The 1446-nt window shown below is 25.1% G+C and carries 2 pseudogenes; both read right to left on the reverse strand.

From position 1 onward, the window contains the following. Positions 1–943: pseudogene (locus RI68_RS03540) on the reverse strand (hypothetical protein); the annotation flags it as partial. A 101-nt stretch (positions 944–1044) separates the two neighbouring features. Beyond that, positions 1045–1446 (reverse strand): annotated as a pseudogene (locus RI68_RS04015) (DNA double-strand break repair protein Rad50); the annotation flags it as partial.

The following is a 1446-nucleotide window of genomic DNA, read 5'->3' on the forward strand; positions in this document are numbered from 1 at the left end:
ATTTTTTGATTTCGGCCTTTAGTCTGGTTTCTATTTCTGGATTGGAGGTTTTAGGGTTGATAATTTCAATATTTGAGAGTTTTTTAAGTGTTTTTGCGTAAATAGGACTAATTTCTCCCAGTTGATATTTTAATTTATTAATTTCGGCTGTTTTGTTTTTTAATTGTTGTTCTAATTGTTCTTTTTGAGATTTTAATGATGGGTATTGGCCTTTTATTTCTTGGATTTTGGTGTTATATTCATCGCATTTTTGTTGATATTCGTCGATAACTTTTTTATTTTCTCTTATATATTCTAATGTTTGTTTTCGAAATTCTCTTATTTCTAAAATTTCATTTTTTTCTTGTTCAGAAAGATCATTTGGTAATAAAATTTGATTGTTGTTTTCCGAAAACACATAAGATTTTATTTGGTAAAAACGATCTTTAGTAGTTATGAATTTAGGTTTTTCAGTTTTACTAGTAGTTTTATCATTTAAATATTTTTCTTTGAATTCTTTTATTTCTTCTTCTAATTTTTTAAAATCATCTTCATAAAAATTATCTTCAATAATTGAATTTTTTATATGAATTTCAACATCTATTTTATTTTCGATTACTCTTTGAAAATCAAATGCATTTTGTAAACGGGTTAAGACCATATTTAGAAATGTCAATTGCATAGCTGGTGGCCCTTCTATTCTAGGATTTGAAGGATCTAAATTATTTTTAACTATATAATTTTGTAATAAATCAAAACATTCTGTATCTAATTTATTTAAAGATTGTATTTTTTCTTTAATTTTTCTTTGAGTTTCGGAATCTAGATCGTAATTATCCAAAAATTCTTTTTCTTCTTGTTTTAAATAATTGTTTGTTTTGTAATGAAGGGCAATACCAACAATAACTGCTATAATAATGATTATAATTACTAAATGTTTTTTGAAAAAATTACTAGTATTCATCAATTTCATTTCCCTTCTGATAATAGTGATTATTATCAAATATCGAAATTTGAATATATTACCATTATACAATTTTATGAATTAAATTGTTTAAAAAAGTTTTATTTATTAGGAATCATAACCATTTCAGGAATTTTATGTTGTCGTTTTTGTTGGATTCGTTGTTGAGCAAGAGCGTATTTAGGATTTTTTAATTTCAGTTGTTCTTTTAGAGTTTCTATTTCAACTTCTTTGTCTTCTAGTTCTTCTTCTAAATCAGCTTGTTCGTTTTGTAATTTTGGAATATCTGTGATTTCATTTCTTTTTTCATTTAATTCGTCGATAATTTTTTTATATTCATTGATTACGGATTTTTCTTTACTTTCTATTTTTCTAACTACCTCAATTGATTGACCAAAAGCCTCCTCGATTTTATCGTTTTGTAATTTATCTTTATATTCTTCTAGTTTCTTTTGGTAGTCTTTTTTGTCAGCGTCGAGTTTGGCTAGGTCGCGGTCGATGTC

The sequence above is a fragment of the Vaccinium witches'-broom phytoplasma str. VAC genome, assembly GCF_000309405.1.
Classification (GTDB): Bacteria; Bacillota_I; Bacilli_A; order Acholeplasmatales; family Acholeplasmataceae; genus Phytoplasma.